Source organism: Chryseobacterium gotjawalense (assembly GCF_030012525.1).
Classification (GTDB): Bacteria; Bacteroidota; Bacteroidia; order Flavobacteriales; family Weeksellaceae; genus Kaistella; species Kaistella gotjawalense.
In genome coordinates, this window is record NZ_CP124855.1 from 2,821,293 (window position 1) to 2,841,054 (window position 19,762).

Below are 19,762 nucleotides of genomic sequence, written 5' to 3' on the forward strand. Positions count from 1 at the left end.
GTTTCCGCCCTCCGTTCCCGCTTTTTTGTTCGTCGTGCCTCCTCACAAAAAGAGCTCCACTCAGGTCGGGGCGCAGATTGGGTGTGAAATGAAATTTATTTTAGAAGCCTGGAGGTTTAGTTTTATAGATTTTTAAATTAATCTGTTGCTATTAGGCTTAATTTTATTGGATTTATGGTGTAATATTGCATGATTTATCTTTAACTATATACATAGTTTTCTTTAATTAGTATACTCATTCAATTATTTCCCCGAAATTTGCGCCATGAAAATCCCTGCAATTTCAATTCCCATTGTCGAAATCCCTTTAGAAAAAAACATCCGGCTTTTTCTGAAAAGAGAAGACCTCATTCATCCACAGATTTCAGGGAATAAATACTGGAAATTATTTTATAATATCAATTCCTATTTAGAGCAGAACCCGGCAGATCCTTTCCTGATTACTTTTGGTGGCGCTTTTTCCAATCACATTGCAGCAGTTGCCGCTTTGGGAAAAGAAGGTCATTTAAAAACTGTAGGAATTATCCGGGGGGAAGAACTTCAGGATAAATGGCAGGAAAATCCAACCTTGAAACTCGCGCAGGAAAACGGTATGGATTTTCGGTTTGTGACGCGCGAAATGTACAGAGACAAAGAAACTTTAACCCAAATTTTAGAAAAAGAATTTCCCCAGGCTTTGATTATCCCGGAAGGTGGAACCAATGAACGCGCTGTGCAAGGCATAAAATACATGCTCACAGAGGAAACAAAAAGTTTTGATTATCTTTGCACCGCAGTCGGAACAGGCGGAACAATCGCCGGAATTTCGAAGTATGCGGGAAAGAAACAGCAGGTTTTGGGTTTCAAAGCAGTAGATGACCAGTCCTTATATAATAAGGTGTCGGAACTTTCTACCAGAAATAACTTTCAACTGATTGAAGCGCACGATGGAAAGTACGGTAAAATAACCGACGAAAATATCCGTTTTATCAATGACTTTAAACAAAAGTTTGGTATTCAGCTCGACCCGGTTTATACCGGAAAGATGATGAAGAAGCTTTTCGAAATGATTGAAAAAAAGGAGTTTCCGGAAGAGAGCAGGATTCTGGCTTTTCATACCGGTGGCTTGCAGGGGATATTTGGAGCTAATGAATTGCTGAAAAAACAAAACCGTGAACTGATTAGATTTTAAACCACATAGATTTAACCACAAGCATGTGAAGATGTTCAAAATATAAGTTCATAAAGATGATCTTATTGAATGAAAATTAAAACGAAACTTTGTGACTTTATGGTTCATCACGCAATCAGTTTAAAAGTCCTTAAATATAATATATGAAGAAAATATTTTTTGCTCTTGCATTAATATTATTTGCAAAATTCAACGCCCAAGGTTGGAAGACGGATGAGCAATACATTCAGAAATTTGCGACCTACGCCGTCGAAGAAATGGAAAAATTTAAAATTCCGGCTTCAATTACTTTAGCACAGGGACTTCTGGAAACCGGTGGCGGACAAAGCCGGCTCGCACAACAGGGAAATAATCATTTCGGCATCAAATGTAAAGAAGATTGGAACGGAAAAACCATGACACATACTGATGATGCGCCGAATGAATGTTTCCGGGTTTATGATGATCCGCGGGATTCTTACGAAGATCATTCAAAGTTTTTAGCGTACAGACCGTATTACGTGAATCTTTTCAAACTCGACATGATGGATTATAAAGCGTGGGCACATGGTTTGAAAAAAGCCGGCTATGCGACGAATCCAAGATACGCCTATATTCTGATCGATAAAATTGAAAAAAATAGACTCTACGAATTCGATAAAACCAATTCCAAAGAAGTGCTGTATGCTGTTTTAAAAATGTATCCTGATTTAAAGAATGACCGTATTTTTATGGCGCAGCTGGATCAGAGCGGAATTACCGGTAAACCAGTCACCGTAAAGGTTCCGTACGAACAGACCTCTTATGCAAAACAGCAGAAAAATGTAGAGAAAATAGTCTCAAAGGCAGAAACCTTACAGTCAATTTTAATTAAAAGTCATCCTAATGGCGGTAAGAAATTCGTAATTGTTCCTGAAGATATTGATTTGGCCGCAATTTCTAAAAAATTCCAGATTACAGAAAATACGCTGATGAAATGGAACGAGCTCGACGGAACTCAATTAAAAAGAAATGACATTCTGTTTCTGGAACACAAATCTTCCACCGGAAACGTAGCGACTTATAAAGCCCAGGTTGGAGAATCGATGCACGACATCGCCCAGAAATTCGGAATCAAACTCAAGAAGCTTTATTCCAAAAACCGAATGGATTACGGCCAGCAACCAACAAGCGGCCAGTTAATTTACCTTCAAAGCAAAAAACCTAAAAAGTAATCAAAGGCCGAAAACTTGATAAATGGAAATCGAAAATGAATTCTTTGATCTGCCAGTCATCTATTCGTCTATTATCTATTCGTCTATTATCTAATATCTCATATCTAATATCTCATATCTAATATTTAAAAAATGTTATACCAAAGAAGTTCAGCTTTATTCGATGAAGCCTACCAATATATTCCGGGCGGGGTAAATTCCCCGGTTCGTGCTTTTAAATCCGTGGGCGGTGTTCCCATTTTTATGAAATCTGCAAAAGGCGCATATATGACCGATGAAGATGATAATCAATATATTGATTACATTAATTCTTGGGGTCCTGCGATTCTTGGACATACGCATCCCGAAGTTTTAGAAGCCATTAAAAAGCAGGCAGAAAAGGGGTTTTCTTATGGAACTCCTACAGAACTCGAAACTGAAATTGCAAAGTTTATTGTAGAAAACGTTCCTAATATTGATCAGATCAGAATGGTTTCTTCTGGAACGGAAGCGTGTATGAGTGCGATCCGTTTGGCCAGAGGTTTTACCGGAAGAGATAAATTCATCAAATTCGAAGGGTGCTATCATGGGCATTCCGATTCTTTTTTAATTAAAGCCGGAAGCGGTGCTGCCACTTTCGGAAACCCAAATTCTCCCGGAGTCACTGCCGGAACGGCAAAAGATACGTTGTTGGCAAGATATAATGATATTGAGCAGGTGGAAGATCTTTTCCGACACCATCAGGGAGAAATTGCCGCAATTATTGTAGAGCCTGTTGCCGGAAACATGGGCTGCGTTCTGCCTGAAAACAATTTCCTCCAGAATCTGAGAAAACTCTGCGACGAAAACGGGGCCTTGCTCATTTTTGATGAAGTAATGACGGGATTCCGTTTGGCTTTTGGCGGCGCGCAGGAATTATACGGCGTGAAAGCTGATTTAGTGACCTTCGGAAAAGTGATCGGTGGCGGACTTCCCGTAGGTGCATTCGCAGGAAGAAATGAAATCATGGATCATCTGGCTCCAAAAGGTGCGGTTTACCAAGCCGGAACGTTAAGCGGAAATCCTCTGGCGATGCGGGCGGGTTTAACCACTTTGCAACTTATTAAAAATGATGAAAATTTTTACCAAAATATCAATAAAACGACAGAAACTTTAGACTTTGAAATCGGGAAAATTCTCAACCATAAATCAATTCCGCACCGGATCAATAGAAAAGGGTCGATGATGAGTGTTTTTTTCCACGTGAATGCCGTTTCGAATTTTGAAGAAGCAGCCAATGCCAATCATGCTTTGTTCAATAATTTCTTCCACCAGCTTTTAAAAAAAGGAATTTATTTACCTCCAAGTGGTTATGAAACCTGGTTTATTTCTAATTCCATTAAGGAAAAGGAAATCGACAGAACTTTGGAAGTCATCAGAAATTTTGAATATTCATAAAGAAAAATCCGCTTCAAATATTATTGAAGCGGATTTTTTTTGCGATAATTTTTGCCACGAATTCACGAATAATAACTCATTCGTGCATTCGTGGCAATTTTAATATTAAATTCTCGCTCTTTCGTATTGGTGCGGAAAATCGCAATCTCCTTTGCCCTCAAAAGCTCCCTGAATTGCCAGATATGGATTTCTTAAAATTTCACGGGCAACAAGAATTAAATCTGCTTCCTTTTTCTGTAGAATTTCTTCCGCTAGTTCCGCTGTTTTGATCAAACCGACCGCGCCCGTTTTCATTCCTGCTTTGTTTTTAATTTCTGCGGCAAGCGGAACCTGATAACCATCAAACAAAGTGATTTTTGCTCCGTGAATATTTCCACCGCTTGAGATATCCATTAAATCGACATTTTTATCTTTCAGGATTTTGGCAAGCTGTGCGCTTTCTTCAATATCCCAACCATTTTCAGCATATTCAGTGGCGGAAATCCTGACCAGTAACGGATGGTTTTCGTCCAGTACTTCATTCACAGATTCCACGATTTCTACCAAAAAACGAATTCTGTTTTCAAAACTTCCACCGTATTCGTCGGTTCTTACATTGGATAATGGAGATAAAAACTCATGAATGAGATAACCGTGCGCAGCGTGAATTTCAATCAAGTCAAAACCGGCATCGATTGATCTTTGGGCAGCCGCTTTAAAGTCCTGAACCAGTTGTTTGATTTCTTCAACCGTTAATTCATGTGGGATTCTTTCCCCTTCAGCATAAGGGATTTTTGAAGGCGCAACCGTTTCCCAGCCTTCTTCCAGAGAAAGTTGTTGACCATTCCAGGTTGAAGCTTTTCTTCCGGCGTGACCTAACTGGATTCCAATTTTACTTTGAGAATTTTGGTGCACGAAATCCACGATTTTTTTCAGGCTTTGCGCCTGCTCATCATTCCAAAGTCCCATGCATTTGTGCGTGATCCGACCTTCGGGAACCACGCCGGTTGCTTCTACAATGAGCAAACCTGTTCCGCCTTGTGCGCGGCTACCGTAATGTACAAAATGAAAATCATTGGCAACGCCGTTTTCGCAGGAGTACATACACATCGGCGACATCACCCAACGGTTTTTGAGTTCGAGATTTCTAAGTTTTAGCGGAGAATATAAAATCATATTTCTTATTATTTTTATTAAAGTTCCAAATTTACGAAAAGGGTAGTGGACAATGTAGTTTACATTATTTATAATGCCTATGATAACACAAAAAAGCAATCACAAAGAAAAATTTCAATGTGTAAATTAGGGCGAAAAAAAACAGCTTTAATTTTTGAAGCCCTCCACATGAGACGCCAGAAAAGTATTGATGATGTCATCTAAGTTGTTGGAAATATACTCTTCTTCCTCCTGGACACTGATTGCCAGTAAAGTGGCCGCTTTATAATAGTTCAGATTGATGGCTAAATGAGCCAAACCACTATAAGAAGCAGTTTTATAATGAGCAAGTTTTTGCGAAAAAAGAATAAGCGCAATTTCCCAGTTGACGATATCAGCTGAAAAAATGGAAAGATGATTTTTTCCTTCAGAAAGTAAAGCATTAAAGGTTGGAGAAGTCTTACTTTTTACAGGTTCATTTCTCAGTTGGAAAACTTTTTCGAGCCGCATCTTATGTTTCAGGTGAATTTCATAATGGGTTTTAAGAATTTCCCTTAACTTTAAAGAGACAATTTTATGCTTTATAAGACCGAATTCTTCTGCTATCGCAGTTTCTGCAAAATACATTTCCTGTAAAGAATGAGTAAAAAAGGTTTCCAACAGAGATCTGGAATAGGCAAGTTCATCTTTTTTCGCTGATTGAAGAGGGTGGTGTAAATTTGGCATGAGTCTTATTTATTGGGTTGATCAATGCAGAAAATCAGAAATCGCGTACTTGAAAATGAATATTTATTACATAACGTTTTTTCTGTACACTTATTTTTTAGCTCAAAATAATGAATTTATAATCAAAATCCAGACCTAATGTATGAAATTCATAATTTATTCCCAAAAACGCATAAGAGATTCATGCCCAAAGTAATAATTGGTAAATGATATTTTTTTAAAGAACCCATTAAGCAGCTGTTGCTTTTAAAAGAGAATACAGGCAATCTAAAAAAAAGCCTTATCTTTACTCTCCGATTTTTAATAAATGGAAAAACAATTTAAAATTAATTTCGAAGCCATCGAAAGTTACGACCACCTCGATGCGATGGAGAAAACGCTCTTTGATAAAGCAATGCAAATCCGCGATTTAGCGTACGCACCCTATTCTGATTTCACCGTTGGTTGTGCCATTTTGCTGGAGAACGGCGAAATTATAACCGGAAGCAACCAGGAAAATGCGGCTTATCCTTCGGGACTGTGCGCAGAAAGAACAACAATTTTTTATACCGGAGCTAATTTTCCGGAAGTGAAAATTAAAAAACTCTTTGTAATCGGTGCACCGAGAAAAGCAACTTCTTCTATTCCAATTCCGCCGTGTGGCGCTTGCAGACAGTCGATTCTGGAATATGAAGCGAAACAGAAGGACGAAATAGAAATCTATTTTGCTTCACTTGGTGGCGAAATTTACAAAACCAAGTCGATTCGGGAATTGTTACCGTTTTCTTTCGACGCTTCTTACCTTTAAAACTCAAAAATAAAATTTTCGATCGCTGAATTTACCCGGGTTTTGGCATTATCTTTTGTGGATTTTAAGAGCAATTTTATAAAATTTATTTTTAAAAACGAATGAGAATAGCAGCGATAGATATCGGAAGTAATGCAGCCAGACTGTTGATTAATGAAGTAACGGAACCCAAAAAAGGGAAACCGCAATTTACCAAACTCAATCTTCTCCGGATTCCACTGCGTTTGGGAATGGATGTTTTTACCAACGGTGAAATTGGTCCGGAAAGAGAACAGATGGTGATTGATTCCATGACTGTTTTCAGTAATTTGATGAAAATTTATAAAGTCGAGCATTTCCGTGCTTGCGCGACCAGTGCGATGCGCGATGCAAAAAACGGGAAAGAAATCATCAGACAGGTTAAAAAATCTAGCGGGATTGATATCGAAATTATTACCGGCGATGAGGAAGCTGCTTTGGTTTTCGAAAATCACGTGGCAGACGCGCTCGATAAAAACAATGCCTATCTTTATATCGATGTTGGCGGTGGTTCTACAGAACTCATGTTTTATGAAAACGGCAAGATGGAGTATGAAAAATCCATTAACATCGGTACCATCCGGTTGCTGAATGGTTTGGTAAAAGACGACTTGTGGAAGGAGTTAAAAGAGGAAATCCGCAAAAACATCAACAGTAAAAAACAGATTGTTGCCATTGGTTCCGGCGGGAACATCAATAAAATTTTCTCGATGAGCAAAACAAAAGACGGTAAACCGATGTCAACTGCTTTTCTGAAAAAATATTACAAAGAAATGAACGGTCTTTCGGTAACCGAAAGAATGAGCAAATTCAATCTCCGCGAAGACCGGGCCGATGTTTTGGTTCCGGCGTTGCAGATTTTCAATAATGTGATGTCCTGGAGTGATATCGATAAAATATTTGTTCCGAAAATTTCTGTTGCCGACGGTTTGATTCACAGTATTTATGAAGAGTTACGACAGAAATAGGCTCAGTATATTCTAGAATTCCCCATAATCATCTTCGTCCAAAAAATTGAGTTCATCATCTCTTTGTTCGTAATCCTGTGGAATTCCCGGGGGATTAAAAAGGCCCCATTCATCTACAATGAAATGTTTAGGATTAAAGCTCGCTACCCAATCTCTGAACAGCAAACGGAATTCTTCCAATTGTACCCGCACAATTTGGTAATAATCTGCGTCGGAAAAGCCAAATGCTTTCAGCGAATGCTGAAGAACCATTAATTCTCTCGCGCACTTTCTGATAAGAGCGGCATTTTCCATTTTTAAATCCCACAATTTTACGGCTTCAGCACCCACCAGTTTTGCCTGTATGGTGTAAATGTTTTCTAAAATGTGCTGTTTGGTAAATTCTAAATGTTCGTTTTCCTCAGGAATTAAGTCGGTGATAATCCGTAAAGTGTCAAAGATTTCCTGCGATTTTTTAAAGATCTGCGTATTGCGGTATTTTTGCATCATTTTACATTATTAATTAGAGTGATAATATTCATCAAAATAAGTTAAAAGCCTGTTTTAAATTTGTTTTAAAAACCACAACAGTCACAAAAGCGATACTTTAAGTTTTTCAAAAGATCAAAAAAAGGGAAGTGGTCTAAAAAGTTGCTTTTTTGGCGGTTTCTCTTTCAATTTTTCTTTTGTGGTTTAATTATTTTTTATCATTTAGGTATCCGTAAATTTAATAAAAATGAAACTTTTCTACTTTTTCCCCAGTTCAATCACTTCCAGATTTTCGATTTGATCGCCGTTGATTTCAAAACGCATCATGGTGCGCATCTGATGCCAACCGACTTTTCCCATCGCACCAGGATTCAGGTGAAGGAGTTTGTTTTTCTGATCATACATTGCTTTCAGAATATGAGAATGTCCGGAGATAAAGAGTTTCGGCGTTTTTTCTTCAATTTCTTTTTTGGCCAGAGGCGTGTATTTGCCGGGATAACCACCAATGTGAATCATCAGAACTTCTACATCTTCGCATTTGAATCTTAAAACTTCGGGGAATATTTTCCTGATTTCTGTTCCGTCAATGTTGCCGTAAACGCCGCGTAAAGGTTTTATTTTTTCCAGTTTCTCAATGACTTCCATATTTCCGAAATCTCCGCAATGCCAGATTTCGTCTGCGCTTTTGGCGTAATCTAAAATTCGGTCATCGATATAAGAATGAGAGTCGGAGAGGAGGAGTATTTTCATGTTGTAAATTTCTTAATTTTTTTTAAAAGGTAATCTATCAATTAGAAATTTTCCGGTGATATTCAATTGCTCGCACGATTTCTTTAATTTTTGATCCTAAAAAATTGTGAAAAACAATCTGCTTTATACTTTAGCCCCGATAGAAGCGGCATCCTCTGGCTTTTTTGAAAAAAAGGCAGAGATATAGCGGATAGCGGGACTGCTTTCCAAACATATTTCCCATTTTGTGGCTCCTGAAAATTCAGTAAATTTGCAGGCGATGAGGTATTTTATAGAGTTTTCGTATTCGGGTAAAAATTATTTTGGCTATCAGATTCAGCCGGACCAAATTTCTGTTCAGGAAGTTTTGGAAAAAGCCTTATCTACCATTCTTCGTGAGCCTATTAAAACGACCGGTGCGGGGCGTACCGATACCGGCGTGCATGCGAAGAAAATATTTGCGCATTTCGATACTGAAAAAAATATCGGTGATAATCTGGCTTATCAGCTGAACAGTTTTTTGCCGCAAGATATAGCGGTGAAAAGAATATTTGCGGTAGAAAATGATTTCCACGCCCGGTTCGATGCGACTTTTCGAACGTATGAATATTATATTTCTCTAGAGAAAAATCCCTTTACGCAGGATTCTTCGTGGCAAATCTGGAAACGGGATTTGGACATGAGCCGGATGAATGAAGCCTGCAAAATTCTGTTTGAGTACGAAGATTTCACGAGTTTTTCTAAATTACACACCGAAAATAAAACCAATAACTGCAAAATTTATAAGGCTTTTTGGGAGCAGAATGGTTCTGAACTGAAATTCACCGTTTCTGCGGACCGCTTTTTACGGAATATGGTTCGGGCAATTGTGGGCACTATGGTTGAAATCGGAAACGGAAAATTGGCACCGCAGGATCTGCATAGAATTATAAAAGATAAAAACCGAAATTCTGCGGGAACATCGGCACCGGCGCAAGGTTTGTTTTTGGTGGATGTGGGCTATGATTTTTAATTTTCGACTGTGATAATTTCAAAACTCAATCTTTAAGCGTCCTTCATCCCTGCAAAATTCTGTATTTTTGCAAAGAATTTTTAAATAAAATATGAAGAAGCAATCGACCTGGGATATTATTAAACGACTGTTTGTAATCGGAATGAAATTTCGTTTCTGGTTTATTTTGACGCTGATTATTTCCATCGTTCTGTCGGTCATTTCGACCTATCGACCGTATTTGACGATGCAGATTGTAGATACAGACATCATTCAGCTTCGCGATGAGGGGTTGATGATGAAACATATTTACATTTTGGTGGCGCTGGTTTTTGGTGAAACGGTTTTGAATTTCTTCCTGGTTTATTTTTCCAACTTTATTTCTCAAAACGTAATTCGCGATATCCGTGAAAGACTGTATCATAAACTGATTTACTTCCGGACTTCTTTCTTTGATAAAACCGCGATCGGGCAGTTGGTAACAAGAGCAGTTGGCGATGTAGAAACGATTGCCACGGTTTACACCGATGGATTCCTGATGGTTTTCGGTGACATTCTGCGCATTGTTTTCGTGCTGATTATGATGTTTCAGGTGGATGTTCATTTAAGTTATATTTCTTTGGCGATTCTTCCGCTGATGGTTTTGATTACGAGATTTTTTCAGAAAAGATTAAAGAAGGCCTTTGGCGATGAAAGAACCTGGACGTCTAACCAGAATTCATTTGTACAGGAAAGACTTTCGGGAATGTCGATTGTACAGGTTTTCAACAGACAGCAGGCAGAATTCAAAAAATTCGATGATATCAATATTATCTTGAAGTCGGCTTTGCTGAAAACGGTTTTTATTTTTTCGCTGTTTTTTCCCGTTGTCGAATTAATCTCTTCCTTATTTATAGGATTCATCCTTTTCTACGGCGGATTTATTACCATTAAAGCAGGAGCGGTAATCGCTTTTATTCAATATATTTCGATGTTGATCCGTCCGCTGCGGCAAATTGCGGATCGTTTTAATAATATACAAAGAGGAATTGTTGGTGCAGAAAGAGTTCTTGGGGTCATGGACGAAGATTTCGCGATGCCGAATCACGGTACAATTGCTAAATCTCATTTTGAAGGAAAAATAGAATTTAAGAATGTTCACTTTTCTTATGACGAAAAACAGGAGGTTTTAAAGGGTATCAGTTTTAAAGTAAATCCGGGTGAAACCGTTGCTATTGTTGGCGCGACCGGTGCCGGAAAATCTACGATTATCAGTTTGATTACAAGATTATATGATATTAATTCCGGTAAAATTTTATTGGATGATGTTGAGTTAAAAGAATATGAACTTTATAACCTGAGAAGTCATATCGGCGTTGTTTTGCAGGATGTCTTTTTATTCCACGGAAGTATTTTTGAGAATCTTGCTTTCGGTGACGAGACCGTTACTTTAGAAAAGATAAAAAGTATTGCGAAAGATATTGAAGTTGATGATTTTATTGAAAGTCTTCCAGGTGGTTACGATTACGTTGTCCGCGAAAGAGGTTCTTCGATTTCTTTGGGGCAAAGGCAGTTATTATCATTTTTAAGGGCTTATCTTTCAGATCCGAAGATTTTAATTCTTGATGAAGCAACATCTTCCATCGATCACGAAAGCGAAAAATTAATCCAGCGTGCTACTGAAAAAATTACCAAAAACCGAACGTCAATTATTATTGCACACCGGCTTTCCACGATTGAAAATGCAGATAAAATAATTGTGATGGAACACGGGAAAATTGTCGAGGAAGGTAAGCATGCCGAACTTTTAGAAAGAAACGGTTATTACGCTACTTTACATAGATCACAATTAAAAGTTGAAGCGAAAACATTGTAAAAAAAACCTTCAAGATGTCTATAATCCTGAAGGTTCTGGTTTCTGATGATTAAAATTGGCTTTTAATTTCCAACTACAGTTCTTACATTTACAAATTCCTTCAGCGCAACCAATGACAGTTCTGTTCCATAACCGGAAGATTTCGTGCCGCCAAATGGCAGTCTCGGATCTGAACTGGTTCCTTTATTAATGCTTACCGTTCCAGATTCCAAATTGTCGATATAGAATTGCTGTCTTTTTTTATCTTTAGTCCAAACCGAATCAGATAATCCAAACGGGATTTCATTCGCCAAGTTCACGGCTTGTTGGTCATCTTTAGCAATCATCACCATTCCGAGTGGTCCGAAAAGTTCTTCCTGCAAAATGGGATTTCCAGATTTTACTTTAATTAGTCCCGGTATAAATTCATTTGCTGAAAGTCTTACGAGCGGCAAAATAATTTCGGCACCGTTTGCAAGTGCTTTATTATATTGCTGTTCCAACTCATCAGCCAAGTCCGGACGCGCCATTCCCGCCATATTGGTTTTCTTTTTTAAAGGATTACCAGCGACGAACTTCTGATATTCTTTAACAAAGATTGGAAGGAATTCCTTTTCAATATTTTTCTGGATGATAAATCTCTTCGCAGCATTACAGGCTTGTCCGCAATTCATCAATCTTGATTTTGCACCACTGTTTGCGGCGGCTTTAAAATCTGCATCATCCAAAATGATGAAAGCATCACTTCCACCCAATTCCAGCAATGATTTTTTAATGTTTTTTCCGGCAATTGAAGCGACTTCTCCACCGGCTTTTTCGCTGCCGGTTAAACTTACACCTCTAACAATTGGATTTTCCAATACCATTTTCACCTCTGCATGTCCAATTTCTAAATTCTGGAAAACTCCTTTCGGAAAGCCGGCTTCCAAGAAAATCTTTTCGATTTCATTTCCACTTCCGAAGCAAATGGAAGCATGTTTTAATACTACCGTATTTCCTGCCAAAATCGCAGGAACTGCAAAACGGATAACCTGCCAAAAGGGAAAATTCCACGGCATTACTCCCAAAATAACGCCCTTAGGGATATAATGGATTTTCGAAACTCTGAATTCTGTTTTTATCTTTTCCGGTTTAAGGATGTTTTCCGCGGCGGCATAATACCTAACCATCGAAGCGCACTTTTTAACTTCTGCGATGGACTGCGTGATCGGCTTGTTCATTTCCTTAGTGATGATTTTTCCGAATTTCTCAGCATTATCGTCCAGAAGTTTTGCTAAAGTTTTGAGCAGTTGTTGCTTATCTTTAAATGGAACAGTTTTCCACGTGTTAAAAGCTTTTTGGGAGATTTTTAATTTATTTTCGATGTTCATTTTTTTAAAATTTTTTGAAATTGCAACGTGCTCTTAGTAAAAAAGTAAAAGGCAGCACAAGACAATATATTAATTTAGAATGAGCAAATTTAAGAAAACAAGATAAATTAAAGTATTGATGTGGACAATAATCATCATTTTCAAATGGTAAGATGGTTCAATTACAACAACGCACGTACTGAATCGTAGAAATGTGTTTGCGAAAAACGAGAGAAACTTTTGAATATCACATTATTTTAATTATTTTTGAAGAATAAAATTAAAAAAATGAATTTACCAGTTGAATTAAAGTACACCAAAGATCACGAGTGGGTGAAGATTGAAGGAAACACCGCAACCATAGGAATTACAGATTTTGCACAAGGCGAACTGGGTGATATCGTTTTTGTAGATGTTGATTCCGTAGACGATGAACTTTCTGCAGGAGATGTTTTCGGAAGTGTGGAAGCCGTGAAAACAGTTTCAGATTTATTCTTACCGTTGAAAGGGACTGTTTCAGCATTCAATACAGACCTGGAAGATCAGCCGGAACTTCTAAATACCGATCCTTACGGAAACGGATGGATTATTAAATTAGAAATAGCAGAGGACGCTGATCATTCAGAACTCCTTTCTGCAGAAGAATACCAAGCATCACTTGGATAAGATATTAAAAATATTTCGTAAGATATTGCCCATTTACTGGGCATTTCTTACTTATATGCTCCTGAAACCCGGTGTAGAAAATGTCGAATATCCTTTTATGTTTGAGGGTATAGATAAGGTTCTACATTTAAGTATTTTCACGTTCCTGGGGTTTTCTTTCATCGCAGCGTTTCCGAAAATCAAGTTTGGTTATTTTATTCAGATTATGATTATCTATGGTTTGCTCACCGAAATTCTTCAGGACGAAATGGGTTTAGGCCGCTCCCTGGAAGGTCTGGATTTAGTAGCAGACATTATTGGAGTCCTTATCGGATACTTTATCTTTAAAAAATTACAGCGTACTATTATATAGTGCGTTTTTTTATTTAGGGCGGTCCCCTCTGCGGGGCTCGCCAAGCACCATATCGTTTTCCCACTTTCGGGTCGGGCTATCCGTTGCAATTCCTCGCGCCGTGGCTAAAGCCGATGCTTGCTGCGGGATTTCCACTTCTATCCCTACCGCAAAAAGGATGCTATAGATAAAGTGGATAACTTTACGAAGCTGTAGTATTCTGTAAATCATAGCATTGTAAAAACATTTTCTTCAATATTAATAAAAGTTCACAAAAGAGTTGCAAGATATAGATAGTAAGTCTACATTTGCACCACTCTAAAAAACAGAGTAGCGAAGTAGACAGGACAGGTAATATATATAGAAAGAATAAAGGATTAAACTTCTTTTATTTAATTTAAAAAAAGCTTGTGGATTAACAAAAACTTCTTATCTTTGCAATCCCAAATCGAAAGAGTGGGGAGCGAAGTAGAAGCGGATTGAATGAGGATGAGAGGGTATTAATGGTTACTTAAAAAACTTTTAAATTTCTTCGATAAACATTTGGTCATTAATAAAAAACTTTATACTTTTGCACTCGCAATTCGGAACCAACGACAGAAAGAGTTTCCGGATATAAGCGAAAAGAACAATAGATCATTGACATACAAATAACAACCAAAAAAGTAAGGAAAAACTAAAGCGATAATAACTTTGAGTGAGTCAGACAAACATACAATGGAGAGTTTGATCCTGGCTCAGGATGAACGCTAGCGGGAGGCCTAACACATGCAAGCCGAGCGGTATTTATTCTTCGGAATAGAGAGAGCGGCGTACGGGTGCGTAACACGTGTGCAACCTACCTTTATCAGGGGAATAGCCTTTCGAAAGGAAGATTAATACTCCATAATATATGAACAGGCATCTGCTTATATTGAAAACTCCGGTGGATAGAGATGGGCACGCGCAAGATTAGATAGTTGGTGAGGTAACGGCTCACCAAGTCGATGATCTTTAGGGGTCCTGAGAGGGAGATCCCCCACACTGGTACTGAGACACGGACCAGACTCCTACGGGAGGCAGCAGTGAGGAATATTGGACAATGGGTGAGAGCCTGATCCAGCCATCCCGCGTGAAGGATGACGGTCCTACGGATTGTAAACTTCTTTTGTATAGGGATAAACCTTTCCACGTGTGGAAAGCTGAAGGTACTATACGAATAAGCACCGGCTAACTCCGTGCCAGCAGCCGCGGTAATACGGAGGGTGCAAGCGTTATCCGGATTTATTGGGTTTAAAGGGTCCGCAGGCGGACCGATAAGTCAGTGGTGAAATCTCATAGCTTAACTATGAAACTGCCGTTGATACTGTCGGTCTTGAGTAAATTAGAGGTAGCTGGAATAAGTAGTGTAGCGGTGAAATGCATAGATATTACTTAGAACACCAATTGCGAAGGCAGGTTACCATAATTTAACTGACGCTGAGGGACGAAAGCGTGGGGAGCGAACAGGATTAGATACCCTGGTAGTCCACGCCGTAAACGATGCTAACTCGTTTTTGGGGCGCAAGCTTCAGAGACCAAGCGAAAGTGATAAGTTAGCCACCTGGGGAGTACGTTCGCAAGAATGAAACTCAAAGGAATTGACGGGGGCCCGCACAAGCGGTGGATTATGTGGTTTAATTCGATGATACGCGAGGAACCTTACCAAGACTTAAATGGGAAATGACCGGTTTAGAAATAGACCTTTCGCAAGACATTTTTCAAGGTGCTGCATGGTTGTCGTCAGCTCGTGCCGTGAGGTGTTAGGTTAAGTCCTGCAACGAGCGCAACCCCTGTCACTAGTTGCTAACATTCAGTTGAGGACTCTAGTGAGACTGCCTACGCAAGTAGAGAGGAAGGTGGGGATGACGTCAAATCATCACGGCCCTTACGTCTTGGGCCACACACGTAATACAATGGCCGGTACAGAGGGCAGCTACACAGCGATGTGATGCAAATCTCGAAAGCCGGTCTCAGTTCGGATTGGAGTCTGCAACTCGACTCTATGAAGCTGGAATCGCTAGTAATCGCGCATCAGCCATGGCGCGGTGAATACGTTCCCGGGCCTTGTACACACCGCCCGTCAAGCCATGGAAGTCTGGGGTACCTGAAGTCGGTGACCGTAAAAGGAGCTGCCTAGGGTAAAACAGGTAACTAGGGCTAAGTCGTAACAAGGTAGCCGTACCGGAAGGTGCGGCTGGAACATCTCATTTTTGAGACTCTTCGTTAGGAGAGTATAAACAAACAACACGATACGCAAGTATCAGAGCACTTGCTCAAAGTTAGCTTCAGTTTTTTCTTATTTGGACGGTTGATTATTTAAAAATATACCCACTAGGATTAGTAATCAGGGAAAGAGAGACCAGAGATGGGTAGATAATAGATGAGAGACATAAAGTCTAATATCTAAAGTCTAAAAATCTCAAATCTAAATGAAGTCTCGTAGCTCAGCTGGTTAGAGCGCTACACTGATAATGTAGAGGTCGGCAGTTCGAGCCTGCCCGAGACTACTAATAATAAGACGGGAAGGTAAAAGAAGCAAGATAAAAGACGATTTATTAGTCTTTACTCTTTATTCTTTACTCTTCAAAGTCTCATACTAGCGGGGAATTAGCTCAGTTGGCTAGAGCGCCTGCCTTGCACGCAGGAGGTCAAGGGTTCGACTCCCTTATTCTCCACAAGTTATAGGAATATAACGGGAATAGTTACAGAAATGTAACGAAAAGCTTCAAAAAAGAAGCAAGCATAGAAGATAATTACATTACAGATTTAAGAATTATGCCAGGAGGCAGAGCGGACTAAGTAATTAGTAAGTTTGATAGGATCGATACCTATATTATTCACATATTATGACTTTGATTTAAAAGTTACGGAAAGAGCCAAAAACAATTTCTGTTCATCAGGGAAGTAATAAGATACAAGATCATTGACATTAACGATAAGAACATCACAAAGAGAAAACCGAGCACTTTCGAGTGCCGAGTTTAAATAAAACTAGTCTAACAGCAATGTTAGACAACAAAACTGAACTAATATATTATTAGGAAAGAAATCGTTAAGGGCGTATGGCGGATGCCTAGGCTTTCAGAGGCGACGAAGGACGTGGTAAGCTGCGAAAAGCTGCGGGGATCGGCACACACGAATTGATCCGCAGATGTCCGAATGGGGCAACCCGGCTGGTTGAAGACCAGTCACTCTAATTTATTAGAGAGCAAACCCGGAGAACTGAAACATCTAAGTACCCGGAGGAAAAGAAATCGAAGAGATTCCGTAAGTAGTGGCGAGCGAACGCGGATTAGCCCAAAAGTCTTTATATGTTTAGAAGAATGTTCTGGAAAGAACAGCCATAGACGGTGATAGCCCGGTATTTAAAAGGCATACATAGATGATAAATGAGTAGGGCGGGACACGTGAAATCCTGTCTGAATATGGGGGGACCATCCTCCAAGGCTAAATACTCCTGAAAGACCGATAGTGAACAAGTACTGTGAAGGAAAGGTGAAAAGCACTTCGAATAGAAGGGTGAAAGAGAACCTGAAACCGTACGCCTACAAGCGGTCGGAGCCCACAAGTTGGGTGACGGCGTGCCTTTTGCATAATGAGCCTACGAGTTAATTTTACTAGCGAGCTTAAGTACTTCAGGTACGGAGGCGGAGCGAAAGCGAGTCTGAATAGGGCGCTTAGTTAGTAGTATTAGACGCGAAACCTTGTGATCTACCCATGGGCAGGTTGAAGCTTTGGTAACACAAAGTGGAGGACCGAACCGGTTGACGTTGAAAAGTCTTCGGATGACTTGTGGGTAGGGGTGAAAGGCCAATCAAACTGGGAGATAGCTCGTACTCCCCGAAATGCATTTAGGTGCAGCGTTGCGACAAGTTTATTAGAGGTAGAGCTACTGATTGGATGCGGGGGAGTCAAATCCTACCAATTCCTGACAAACTCCGAATGCTAATAAATGTTTCGCAGCAGTGAGGGCATGGGTGCTAAGGTCCATGTCCGAGAGGGAAAGAACCCGGACCAACAGCTAAGGTCCCCAAATCTATACTAAGTTGAAATAACGCGGTTGAACTGCATTGACAGCTAGGATGTTGGCTTGGAAGCAGCCATTCATTTAAAGAGTGCGTAACAGCTCACTAGTCGAGCGGTTCGGCATGGATAATAATCGGGCATAAGTATAGTACCGAAGCTATGGATTTATAATTTTTGAATTATATCTGGTAGGGGAGCATTCTGTTTGCGCCGAAGCAGTGTCGTGAGATGTTGTGGAGCGGACAGAAAAGAAAATGTAGGCATAAGTAACGATAAAGGGGGCGAGAAACCCCCTCACCGAAAGACTAAGGTTTCCTCAGCCATGCTAATCAGCTGAGGGTTAGTCGGGACCTAACGCGAACCCGAAAGGGGAAGTGGATGGATAATGGGTTAATATTCCCATACTTGCTCACACTAAAAAGGGGACGGAGTGCCGTACTTACTGGAGACTGACGGAATAGTCAAGACCTAGCCTTCGGGCGAAGTTGTTGTAGGGAAAGTGCTTCCAAGAAAAGCCGAAGTGAAGCAACTCGTACCAAAACCGACACAGGTAGTCGAGGAGAGAATCCTAAGGTGCTAGAGTGAATCATGGTTAAGGAACTAGGCAAAATAGTCTCGTAACTTCGGAAGAAGGGACGCCAGCAGCAATGCTGGCCTCAGTAAAGAGGCCCAGGCGACTGTTTATCAAAAACACAGGACTCTGCTAAATCGAAAGATGCTGTATAGGGTCTGACACCTGCCCGGTGCTGGAAGGTTAAGGAAGGTTGTTAGCAGCAATGCGAAGCAATTAACTGAAGCCCCAGTAAACGGCGGCCGTAACTATAACGGTCCTAAGGTAGCGAAATTCCTTGTCGGGTAAGTTCCGACCTGCACGAATGGTGTAACGATCTGGGCACTGTCTCAACCATGAGCTCTGTGAAATTGTAGTCTCGGTGAAGATGCCGAGTACCCGCAATGGGACGAAAAGACCCTGTGAACCTTTACTATAACTTCGTATTGACTTTGAATAAACAATGTGTAGGATAGGTGGGAGACTTTGAAGCTGGCACGCTAGTGTCGGTGGAGTCAACGTTGAAATACCACCCTTTGTTTATTTGGAGCCTAACTTCCTAACGGAAGGACATTGCGTGGTGGGTAGTTTGACTGGGGTGGTCGCCTCCAAAAGAGTAACGGAGGCTTTCAAAGGTACCCTCAGCACGCTTGGTAACCGTGCGTAGAGTGTAATGGCATAAGGGTGCTTGACTGTGAGACCTACAAGTCGATCAGGTGCGAAAGCAGGACATAGTGATCCGGTGGTTCCGTATGGAAGGGCCATCGCTCATAGGATAAAAGGTACTCCGGGGATAACAGGCTAGTCTCCCCCAAGAGCTCATATCGACGGGGAGGTTCGGCACCTCGATGTCGGCTCGTCACATCCTGGGGCTGGAGAAGGTCCCAAGGGTTGGGCTGTTCGCCCATTAAAGTGGCACGCGAGCTGGGTTCAGAACGTCGTGAGACAGTTCGGTCTCTATCTATTGCGGGCGTTAGATGTTTGAGAGGGCTTGAATCTAGTACGAGAGGACCGATTTGAACAAACCTCTGGTGTATCAGTTGTTCCGCCAGGAGCACCGCTGAGTAGCTACGTTTGGAAAGGATAAGCACTGAAAGCATATAAGTGCGAAACCTGCCTCAAGATGAGACATCTTTTAAGGGTCGTTGGAGATGACAACGTTGATAGGCTATAGGTGTAAAGGCAGTAATGTCATAGCCGAGTAGTACTAATTACCCGTAGATTTATTGCCTAATTAAGGTACTTGGAAGTGCAACAAGGTTTGCTCTTTGTGAACGTTTTTATCGATTTTTTAGTTAGACTGAAAGAACCAAGATTAAAGAAGCAAGACTGTAATGTCTTTTATCTTTCTTCTATCATCTTTTATCTACTAATAACATATACT

14 protein-coding genes, 2 tRNA genes and 2 rRNA genes are annotated in these 19,762 nt (G+C 40.2%); 13 read left to right on the top strand and 5 right to left on the bottom strand.

Annotated features, from left to right (window positions below):
- Window positions 1–265 precede the first annotated feature (265 nt).
- From QGN23_RS12940 to hemL, 3 genes are all read left to right on the top strand, one after another.
- Window positions 266–1,171, top strand: a complete 906-nt coding sequence (locus QGN23_RS12940; RefSeq protein WP_282904676.1) for a 1-aminocyclopropane-1-carboxylate deaminase/D-cysteine desulfhydrase — start codon at window positions 266–268, stop codon at window positions 1,169–1,171.
- Between the two features lie 143 nt (window positions 1,172–1,314).
- Window positions 1,315–2,364 carry a glucosaminidase domain-containing protein gene (locus QGN23_RS12945; protein WP_282904677.1) on the top strand — a complete coding sequence of 350 codons (1,050 nt, stop codon included), beginning with the start codon at window positions 1,315–1,317 and terminating at the stop codon, window positions 2,362–2,364.
- 132 nt (window positions 2,365–2,496) lie between these two features.
- Complete coding sequence (hemL, locus tag QGN23_RS12950; protein WP_282904678.1) at window positions 2,497–3,780, top strand: glutamate-1-semialdehyde 2,1-aminomutase; 1,284 nt, start codon at window positions 2,497–2,499, stop codon at window positions 3,778–3,780.
- Window positions 3,781–3,885: 105 nt separating this feature from the next.
- Here the strand turns inward: hemL and namA are convergent, their stop codons facing one another.
- Both namA and QGN23_RS12960 read right to left on the bottom strand, forming a co-directional pair.
- Entirely contained in the window at window positions 3,886–4,932 is a 1,047-nt protein-coding gene (gene namA, locus QGN23_RS12955) for an NADPH dehydrogenase NamA (protein WP_282906403.1), read from the bottom strand.
- 150 nt (window positions 4,933–5,082) lie between these two features.
- Window positions 5,083–5,640 carry a YciE/YciF ferroxidase family protein gene (locus tag QGN23_RS12960; protein WP_282904679.1) on the bottom strand — a complete coding sequence of 186 codons (558 nt, stop codon included), beginning with the start codon at window positions 5,638–5,640 and terminating at the stop codon, window positions 5,083–5,085.
- 307 nt (window positions 5,641–5,947) lie between these two features.
- Between QGN23_RS12960 and cdd the strand changes: the two genes are divergently transcribed.
- Both cdd and QGN23_RS12970 read left to right on the top strand, forming a co-directional pair.
- Entirely contained in the window at window positions 5,948–6,427 is a 480-nt protein-coding gene (gene cdd, locus QGN23_RS12965; protein ID WP_282904680.1) for a cytidine deaminase, read from the top strand.
- A gap of 101 nt (window positions 6,428–6,528) precedes the next feature.
- On the top strand, window positions 6,529–7,413 hold the full coding sequence (locus tag QGN23_RS12970; protein ID WP_282904681.1) for a Ppx/GppA phosphatase family protein: 885 nt from the start codon (window positions 6,529–6,531) through the stop codon (window positions 7,411–7,413).
- A 12-nt stretch (window positions 7,414–7,425) separates the two neighbouring features.
- Here QGN23_RS12970 and QGN23_RS12975 read toward each other — a convergent pair whose 3' ends face one another.
- Together QGN23_RS12975 and QGN23_RS12980 are read right to left on the bottom strand one after the other, a co-directional pair.
- Window positions 7,426–7,902 carry a hypothetical protein gene (locus tag QGN23_RS12975; protein WP_282904682.1) on the bottom strand — a complete coding sequence of 159 codons (477 nt, stop codon included), beginning with the start codon at window positions 7,900–7,902 and terminating at the stop codon, window positions 7,426–7,428.
- Window positions 7,903–8,139: 237 nt separating this feature from the next.
- Window positions 8,140–8,631, bottom strand: a complete 492-nt coding sequence (locus QGN23_RS12980) for a metallophosphoesterase family protein (RefSeq protein ID WP_282904683.1) — start codon at window positions 8,629–8,631, stop codon at window positions 8,140–8,142.
- Window positions 8,632–8,890: 259 nt separating this feature from the next.
- Between QGN23_RS12980 and truA the strand changes: the two genes are divergently transcribed.
- Together truA and QGN23_RS12990 are read left to right on the top strand one after the other, a co-directional pair.
- Entirely contained in the window at window positions 8,891–9,622 is a 732-nt protein-coding gene (gene truA, locus QGN23_RS12985) for a tRNA pseudouridine(38-40) synthase TruA (protein WP_282904684.1), read from the top strand.
- A gap of 91 nt (window positions 9,623–9,713) precedes the next feature.
- Entirely contained in the window at window positions 9,714–11,456 is a 1,743-nt protein-coding gene (locus QGN23_RS12990) for an ABC transporter ATP-binding protein (protein ID WP_282904685.1), read from the top strand.
- Between the two features lie 62 nt (window positions 11,457–11,518).
- Here the strand turns inward: QGN23_RS12990 and QGN23_RS12995 are convergent, their stop codons facing one another.
- On the bottom strand, window positions 11,519–12,805 hold the full coding sequence (locus QGN23_RS12995; RefSeq protein WP_282904686.1) for an aldehyde dehydrogenase family protein: 1,287 nt from the start codon (window positions 12,803–12,805) through the stop codon (window positions 11,519–11,521).
- Between the two features lie 267 nt (window positions 12,806–13,072).
- Between QGN23_RS12995 and gcvH the strand changes: the two genes are divergently transcribed.
- The 6 genes from gcvH (at window position 13,073) to QGN23_RS13025 (ending at window position 19,609) form a co-directional block, all read left to right on the top strand.
- Window positions 13,073–13,450, top strand: coding sequence for a glycine cleavage system protein GcvH (gene gcvH, locus QGN23_RS13000; RefSeq protein WP_282904687.1), 378 nt, complete (start codon window positions 13,073–13,075; stop codon window positions 13,448–13,450).
- Window positions 13,451–13,475: 25 nt separating this feature from the next.
- The gene (locus QGN23_RS13005; RefSeq protein WP_282904688.1) at window positions 13,476–13,802 is read left to right on the top strand and encodes a VanZ family protein; all 327 of its coding nucleotides are present in this window, start codon (window positions 13,476–13,478) and stop codon (window positions 13,800–13,802) included.
- Between the two features lie 693 nt (window positions 13,803–14,495).
- Window positions 14,496–16,012: ribosomal RNA gene (locus QGN23_RS13010) — 16S ribosomal RNA — on the top strand.
- A gap of 223 nt (window positions 16,013–16,235) precedes the next feature.
- Window positions 16,236–16,309, top strand: a tRNA-Ile gene (locus tag QGN23_RS13015).
- A 94-nt stretch (window positions 16,310–16,403) separates the two neighbouring features.
- Window positions 16,404–16,477 (top strand) — tRNA-Ala (locus QGN23_RS13020).
- A gap of 367 nt (window positions 16,478–16,844) precedes the next feature.
- Window positions 16,845–19,609 (top strand): 23S ribosomal RNA (locus tag QGN23_RS13025).
- Together the 16S and 23S rRNA genes with 2 tRNA genes alongside form the textbook arrangement of a ribosomal RNA operon.
- Window positions 19,610–19,762: the final 153 nt, after the last annotated feature.